9 protein-coding genes and 2 tRNA genes are annotated in these 6,815 nt (G+C 66.5%); 4 read left to right on the top strand and 7 right to left on the bottom strand.

Annotation, left to right across the window (positions count from 1 at the left end):
• The 5 genes from FJ311_15365 to FJ311_15345 form a co-directional block, all read right to left on the bottom strand.
• Positions 1–422 (bottom strand): sodium-independent anion transporter (locus FJ311_15365; GenBank protein ID MBM3952814.1); only part of this gene is annotated, 422 nt, incomplete at its 3' end.
• 13 nt (positions 423–435) lie between these two features.
• On the bottom strand, positions 436–1,242 hold the full coding sequence (locus tag FJ311_15360) for an ABC transporter permease subunit (GenBank protein ID MBM3952813.1): 807 nt from the start codon (positions 1,240–1,242) through the stop codon (positions 436–438).
• The gene (locus FJ311_15355; protein ID MBM3952812.1) at positions 1,239–2,135 is read right to left on the bottom strand and encodes an ABC transporter permease subunit; all 897 of its coding nucleotides are present in this window, start codon (positions 2,133–2,135) and stop codon (positions 1,239–1,241) included. Before FJ311_15355 ends, FJ311_15360 begins: the two co-directional genes overlap by 4 nt.
• Positions 2,132–3,238 carry an ABC transporter ATP-binding protein gene (locus FJ311_15350; GenBank protein MBM3952811.1) on the bottom strand — a complete coding sequence of 369 codons (1,107 nt, stop codon included), beginning with the start codon at positions 3,236–3,238 and terminating at the stop codon, positions 2,132–2,134. Before FJ311_15350 ends, FJ311_15355 begins: the two co-directional genes overlap by 4 nt.
• A 4-nt stretch (positions 3,239–3,242) precedes the next feature.
• Entirely contained in the window at positions 3,243–4,352 is a 1,110-nt protein-coding gene (locus FJ311_15345) for a polyamine ABC transporter substrate-binding protein (GenBank protein ID MBM3952810.1), read from the bottom strand.
• 440 nt (positions 4,353–4,792) lie between these two features.
• Here FJ311_15345 and FJ311_15340 point away from each other — a divergent pair, with 440 nt between their 5' ends.
• Together FJ311_15340 and queC are read left to right on the top strand one after the other, a co-directional pair.
• On the top strand, positions 4,793–4,972 hold the full coding sequence (locus FJ311_15340; protein ID MBM3952809.1) for a hypothetical protein: 180 nt from the start codon (positions 4,793–4,795) through the stop codon (positions 4,970–4,972).
• Between the two features lie 75 nt (positions 4,973–5,047).
• The gene (gene queC, locus FJ311_15335; GenBank protein ID MBM3952808.1) at positions 5,048–5,743 is read left to right on the top strand and encodes a 7-cyano-7-deazaguanine synthase QueC; all 696 of its coding nucleotides are present in this window, start codon (positions 5,048–5,050) and stop codon (positions 5,741–5,743) included.
• A 16-nt stretch (positions 5,744–5,759) separates the two neighbouring features.
• On the opposite strand, the gene FJ311_15330 is transcribed toward queC, so the two are convergent.
• Positions 5,760–5,849 (bottom strand) — tRNA-Ser (locus FJ311_15330).
• 176 nt (positions 5,850–6,025) lie between these two features.
• Here FJ311_15330 and FJ311_15325 point away from each other — a divergent pair.
• Both FJ311_15325 and FJ311_15320 read left to right on the top strand, forming a co-directional pair.
• Positions 6,026–6,307, top strand: coding sequence for a BrnT family toxin (locus tag FJ311_15325; protein MBM3952807.1), 282 nt, complete (start codon positions 6,026–6,028; stop codon positions 6,305–6,307).
• The gene (locus tag FJ311_15320; protein ID MBM3952806.1) at positions 6,261–6,551 is read left to right on the top strand and encodes a helix-turn-helix domain-containing protein; all 291 of its coding nucleotides are present in this window, start codon (positions 6,261–6,263) and stop codon (positions 6,549–6,551) included. Before FJ311_15325 ends, FJ311_15320 begins: the two co-directional genes overlap by 47 nt.
• Before the next feature lie 186 nt (positions 6,552–6,737).
• Here FJ311_15320 and FJ311_15315 read toward each other — a convergent pair.
• Positions 6,738–6,815: transfer RNA gene (locus tag FJ311_15315), tRNA-Ser, on the bottom strand.

Below are 6,815 nucleotides of genomic sequence, written 5' to 3'. Positions count from 1 at the left end.
GTGAAGCCGACGGTGACGGGGTAGGGGATGAACTTGATGTAGGTGCCGAGTCGGAACAATCCGACCGCGACCATGATCGCGCCGGCCAGAATTGTCGCCAGCAGGAGTCCGTCGATGCCGTGGCGCTGCACCGTCGCCGCCACCAGCACGATGAAGGCGCCGGCGGGCCCGCCGATCTGGAACCGGCTGCCGCCTAGCAGCGACACGAAAAACCCGCCGACGATGGCGGCATAAAGGCCCCGGTCCGGCGACGCGCCCGAGGCGATGGCGATGGCCATGGAGAGCGGCAAGGCGACGATGGCCACCGTCATTCCGGCGATGGCGTCGGCCCGCAAATGGGCGAGACCGTAACCCTCGCGGAAAACCGTCACCAGCTTGGGCGTGAACAATTCGATGAAGCTGATATTCGAAGGGGCGGGCATGGGGCGGGGCACTTCAGGAGATGGATGTCGCGCCCGCGCGCCGCGCCATCAGCCACCCGGCAATACCGATCGCGAGCGCGACCACGGCGACGATCAGGGTGGCCAGGGCGTTGATCTGCGGATTGAGCCCGAGCCGCACCGACGAATAGACCACCATCGGCAGCGTCGAGGACCCGGGCCCGGCGACGAAGCTCGAAATCACCAAATCGTCGAGCGAAAGCGTGAAGGCGAGCAGCCAGCCGGCGCCCACGGCCGGCGCAATCAACGGCAGCGTCACCTGAAGAAACGCCTTCGTCGGCGTCGCGCCCAGATCCATCGCCGCGTCTTCCAACGTGCGGTCCACCTGGGCGAGGCGCGCGCGCACCACCACGGTCACGAACGCCATGGCGAAGGTGACGTGGGCGAGCAGGATGGTGGCGAACCCGCGCGTTTCCGGCCAGCCGACGGCGTCCCGCGTCGCCGCGAACAGCAGCAGCAACGCGAGCCCGATCACCACCTCCGGCATCACCATCGGCGCGTAGACCAGGGAGCCGAACAGGGCGCGGCCCCGGAAACGAAAACGCGCCAGGGCCACCGCCGCCAGCGTGCCGAGCAGGGCGGCGACCGTCGCCACGGCGGCGGCGATGCGCACGCTCAGCCACGCCGCCTCCAGCATCTGGCGGTTGGCGAACAGCTCGCCGTACCAGCGGGTCGAAAATCCCGCCCATACGGTCACCAGCGGCGAAGCGTTGAACGAATAGACGATGACCGAAGCGATCGGCACGTAGAGAAACGCGAAGCCGAACAGCAGCGCGACCGTGGGAAAGCGCGAACGGTTCATGGCGCTTCTCCCAAATCCTCGCGTTCGGCCCGTTGCAGCGCCATCATCGGCGCGACCAAGGCCGCGACCAGCAGCACCGCCGCGGCCGACGCCATCGGCCAGTCGCGGTTGGCGAAGAACTCCGCCCACAGCACCTTGCCGATCATCAGGGCGTCGGCGCCGCCGAGGAGATCGGGCACCACGAACTCGCCGACCGCGGGAATGAACACCAAAAGACACCCGGCGGCGACGCCGGCAAGCGACAGCGGCGCGGTGACGCGCCAAAACGCCACCCAAGGCGTCGCGCCGAGATCGGCGGCGGCCTCGAGCAGGCGTATATCCTGGCGCGCGAGCGCGGCGTAGATCGGCAGCACCATGAACGGCAGGTACGAATAGACGATGCCGAGCACGACGGCGAAATCGTTGTGCAGCAGCGGAAGCGGCTCTCCGGTATATCCGAGAGCGATTAACGCATTGTTGATCAGTCCGTTGGGTTTCAGGATTCCAATCCAGGCGTAAACCCGGATCAGGAACGAGGTCCAGAAGGGCAGCATCACCAGCAGCATCAATCCCGGCCGCCACGATTCCCTGGCCCGCGCGATGCCGTAGGCCATCGGGTAGCCGATCAGCAGCGCGACCAGGGTCGCGAGCGCGGCGATCCGCGCGGAATTGAGAAACGCGCGCGCGTAAAGCCCGTCGCCGAACAAAGTCGCATAGGTGTTGGCGCTGGCGGCGAAGGCGAGGCTTCCGTCCGGCTGCCGCGCGAACAGGGGCGTGTAGGGCGGAACGCTCATCGCCGGCTCGGCGAAACTGATCTTGAGGACGATCAGGAACGGCAGGCCGAAAAAGAGCAGCAGCCACAGGTAGGGCGGCGCGATGGCGAGCCACTTGGCGGCGGGGACGCGCATGGTCATTCCTTCAGCGGCACGCAGGCCTCGGCCGGCCAGTGCAGTTCGACCGCCGAACCGGGGGCCAGCGCCCGCCCGCCGCGTTCGCGGTTGGCGGTCTGGACGCGGAGCATCAACGTCTCGCCGATCCGCACGTGATAGACCGAAAGCCCGCCCATGTAGCCGACCTCGGCGACGACGCCGCGCGCGGCGCACTGACCGGCGGGCGCCGGTCCAACGGCGATTTTTTCCGGCCTGAGCGCGACGGCGCAGGCGGCGCCCGCGGCGCTTCCGTCCGTGGCGCGCACGCGCACCGGGCCCAGCCCCGCGATCTCGATGTCGGTTTCGGTCGCGGACGCGCGCGCGATCCGGCCTTCCAGGATGTTGGCGGCGCCGACGAAGGAGGCGACGAAGCGCGACGCGGGGTTTTCGTAAATATCCGCCGGCGCGCCGATCTGGACGATGCGGCCCGCGTTCATCACCGCAATCCGGCTCGACATGGTCATGGCTTCCTCCTGGTCGTGGGTGACCATGACGAAGGTGATGCCGACGCGCTTTTGCAGGTCCATCAGCTCGAACTGGGTTTTCTCGCGCAGGACGCGGTCGAGCGCCGCGAGCGGCTCGTCGAGGAGAAGCAGGCGCGGATGCTTGGCGAGGCTGCGCGCGAGCGCGACGCGCTGCGCCTGGCCGCCCGACAGCTGGTGCGGCTTGCGCGCGGCGAGGCCCGTCAGGTGAACAAGGTCGAGCATTTCGGCGACGCGCGCGTCGCGCATCGGCTTCGCCATGCCTTCCTGGCGCAAACCGAAGGCGACGTTGTCGGCGACCGTCATGTGCGGAAAAAGCGCGTAGCTCTGGAACATCATGTTGACCGGGCGGCGGTAGGGCGGCGTATCGGTCGCGTCCGCGCCGCCGATGTAAACCCGGCCCCGGTCGGGCCGCTCGAAGCCGGCGAGCATGCGCAAAAGCGTCGTCTTGCCGCAGCCGGACGCGCCGAGCAGGGTCAGGAACTCCCCCTCGGCCACGTCGAGGGTGACGTCGTCGACCGCGACCGTGGCGCCGAACGCGCGCCGGACGCCGTCGAGCCGCGCGAGCGGCGCGGAAAGCGCGGCGGACGAATCCGGCGACGTCACGTCGTCATTGCCCGGTCTTGATCCGGGTCCAGACGCGGGTACGCGCGCGGCGCTCGCGCTCGTCGAGGACCTTGAGGGTCACCAGGCGCGCCTTGGCCGCTTCGGACAGATAGATGTTCGGGTCCTCGCGCACGTCCTTGTCCACCAGCGGCGTCGCCTTGGCGTTGGCGTTGGCGTAGGACACCTTGTTGGAAATCCGGGCGATGATTTCGGGCCGCATCAGGTAATCGACGAAGGCGTGCGCGGCGTCCGCGTGCGGCGCGTCCCTGGGGATCGCCATCACGTCGATCCACAGCACCGCGCCTTCCTTGGGCACCGCGTAGCCGACCTCGACGTTGTTCTTGGCATCCGCCGCGCGGTTGCGGGCCTGGATGATGTCGCCCGAATAGCCGTGCGCCAGGCAGATGTCGCCGTTGGCAAGCGCGTCCAGATAGAGCGACGAATGGATGTGCTTGATGTACGGCCGCACCTTGCGGAAAAGCGCCTGGGCGGCGTCGAGGTCCTCCGGTTTCGCCGAATTGGGATCGCGTTTCAAGTAGATCAGCGCGGCGGTGAGCGCCTCGTCGTCGTCGAGCACGCTGATGCCGCAGGCGGCGAGCTTCCTGGCGTTTTCGGGGTCGAACAGCAGCGCCCAGGAATCGACCGGTGCCGAAGACCCGAGGGCCGCCTTGACCTTGGCGACGTTGTAGCCGAGGCCGGTGGTGCCCCACATATAGGGCACCAGGTGCGCGTTGCCGGAATCGGCCGCGGCCATGGTGCGCATGATTCCGGGTTCGAGATTGCCGAGGTTTTTCAGCTTCGCCTTGTCGAGCGGGCGGAACAGCTTGGCCGCGAGCATCCGTTCGGCGAACGGCTTGAGCGACGGAAACACCACGTCGTAGCCGCTTTTGCCGGCGAGCAGCTTGGTTTCGAGAATTTCGTTCTTGTCGTAGACGTCGTAGACGACGCGAATGCCGGTTTCGGCGGCGAACGACTTCAGCACCTCGTCGGCGATGTAGTCGGTGAAGTTGTAGACGTGGACGACTTTCTCTTGGGCGCGCGCGGGCGATCCGGCGGCGATGGCAAGCGCGAGCGCGAACCCGGCGCGCGCCCAGCGGTTGACGCGCCGTGTCATGGTTGGCGATTTCATGGCCGGGACGTTAAAGCAGGTCGCGCGGAAATGAAAACCCGCCGCGTTTTGCTCCTCGGGTCGTTGCCGTCGCCCCGTCCCGAGGCCGGCTTGGCCTCCCTAGGGCGGTCGATGGGGCAGGGGTCCGGACATCGGCCCACCATCGCGTAAGCCATGCAAATACTTAATGTCACTTAATGGTGATACGCAAAAAAATCATATGTGCCATGAATGCGATGCACAAAAGCGCGTTCTAAATATCTGTATAATGCGGACAAGTGGAAGCTTGATGGCGTTGCGCCGGGTTCCCTGTGGATAAGAACCGGGTGCTTGTTTGTTCGCTCCTAATGCCAACGGTGTCACTTCCCGGCGCGAATCGTCGGCCGGGGAAGGGCGTCGCGTCCCCGTCCGGGAGCGTTCGCGAACGAGAGAAGTGAAAGAGTACCATGTCGTCCAAGAGTTCGAACAACGATACCAAGAAGCCCATCGCCGACCGCGAGGAAGACCGCCGCCGGCGCTGCTGCCTGATGTGCAGCAAGCCGTTCATGTCGAGCCACATCGGCGAGCGCATCTGCCCGTCGTGCAAGGGTACGTCCGCCTGGCGCGAAGGCGGCTACGCGGCTTAAGGCGTCGCGCAATCGGCGTCACGATCGCGGCCCGGTTGATCCGGGCCGTTGTCGTTTGAGGGGGAAACGCAAGCGATGGCCAAGCCGGCGGTGGTGCTGCTGAGCGGCGGACTCGATTCGGCGACGGTGCTGGCGATCGCCAAGGCCGAGGGCTTCGCCGCCCACGCGCTCAGCGTCCGTTACGGCCAGCGCCACGCGATCGAGATCGCGCGGGCGGGCGCGCTCGTCCGCGCGCTCGGCGCGGCCGGCCACGCGGTGGTCGATGTCGATCTGCGGGTGATCGCGCCTTCGGCGCTGACCGGCGGCGGCGCGGTGCCCAAGGGCCGCGGGGCGGGAGAAATCGGGCAGGGGATTCCCGCGACCTACGTGCCGGCGCGCAACACGATCTTTCTCTCGTTCGCGCTGGCTTGGGCGGAAACCCTCGGCGCGCGCGATATCTTCATCGGCGCCAACGCGCTCGATTATTCCGGTTATCCCGATTGCCGGCCCGATTATCTCGCCGCCTTCGAGCGCCTCGCCAATCTCGCCACCAAGGCCGGCGCCGAAGGCAGGCGCTTTTCGATCCACGCGCCGCTGATCGCCATGACCAAGGCGGAGATCGTCCGCCGGGGCGTCGCCCTCGGCGTCGATTACGCCATGACGACGAGTTGCTACGACCCCGGGGCGAACGGGCGCCCGTGCGGCGCGTGCGATTCCTGCGCGCTGCGCGCCAAGGGCTTCGCCGAGGCGGGAATCAAAGATCCGCTGCTGGCGAAATTCGGTCGCGCGTGAATCGCGGCGCGAGCGTTGGAGGATGGGGTGGGATTCGAACCCACGAGACCCTTGCGGGTCTTCCGGTTTTCAAGACCGGTGCCTTAAACCGCTCGGCCACCCATCCGTATTGCCAAATTCGGGTAGTGCCTCGATTCGGTCCTCATGCTTCGACAGGCTCGGCATGAGGCCTTGAATATCCGCCTCGCCCTGAGCTTGTCGAAGGGGGAGGCCGTGAAACCGAGGCACTACCGGTTCTCTCCCCACCTTGCCCTTTGTACGGCAATACCGTACCATTGGAAAATGCGGATAGCGTTCGACGCCCGCAAGGACGCGATCAATCGCGGGAAACACGGCGTCTCGCTCGCGTTCGGGGCGGCGGTCCTTGCCGATCCCGACCGGGCCGACGCGTTGGACTTGAGAATGTCGCACGTTGAAAAGCGAACCATAACCTATGGGCGGGTGCAAAACCGGGTTTGGGTCTGCGTCTACGCCGAGCGGGACGGAAGCCATCGGATCATCAGCGTGAGGAAAGCCAATGAGAGAGAAACGAAACGCTACTGGCAAAAGAAAGCGCCGCGTTGATCCCGACGCGCCGCTGACGGACGACGAATTCGAGCGCGGCTACGGCGCGCTGCTGGCCCGCCGCGCCCGCGCCGCCACGGGCTTGACGCAGCGCGCCTTCGCGGCGCGCTTCGGCGTTCCGGTCGGAACCTTGCGGGATTGGGAACAAGGGCGGCGCGCGCCCGACGCGGCGACGCAAGGCTTCTTGAAGGTGATAGCCAGGATACCGAACGCCGTCATGAAGGCTTTGCGGAAGGCCGCATAGCCCGTTCGGACGGCCGCGACGGTGCAAGGTCTGATCTTGCGGCGCGGTGCAAGACCTGGGCTAAGCGGTTTTTTAACAAACAGAGTGTCCTGATCTGGTAATCACCTGACAGTTTGCCACTCCGCCAGGGCATCGCCGATCCGCTGCTGGCGAAATTCGGTCGCGCGTGAATCGCGGCGCGAGCGTTGGAGGATGGGGTGGGATTCGAACCCACGAGACCCTTGCGGGTCTTCCGGTTTTCAAGACCGGTGCCTTAAACCGCTC

It is taken from the genome of Rhodospirillales bacterium (assembly GCA_016872535.1).
In the GTDB taxonomy this organism is placed as follows: Bacteria; Pseudomonadota; Alphaproteobacteria; order Rhodospirillales; family 2-12-FULL-67-15; genus 2-12-FULL-67-15.
Note: the sequence above shows the minus strand (reverse complement) of the source record. Positions and strands in the feature narration are given on the sequence as shown.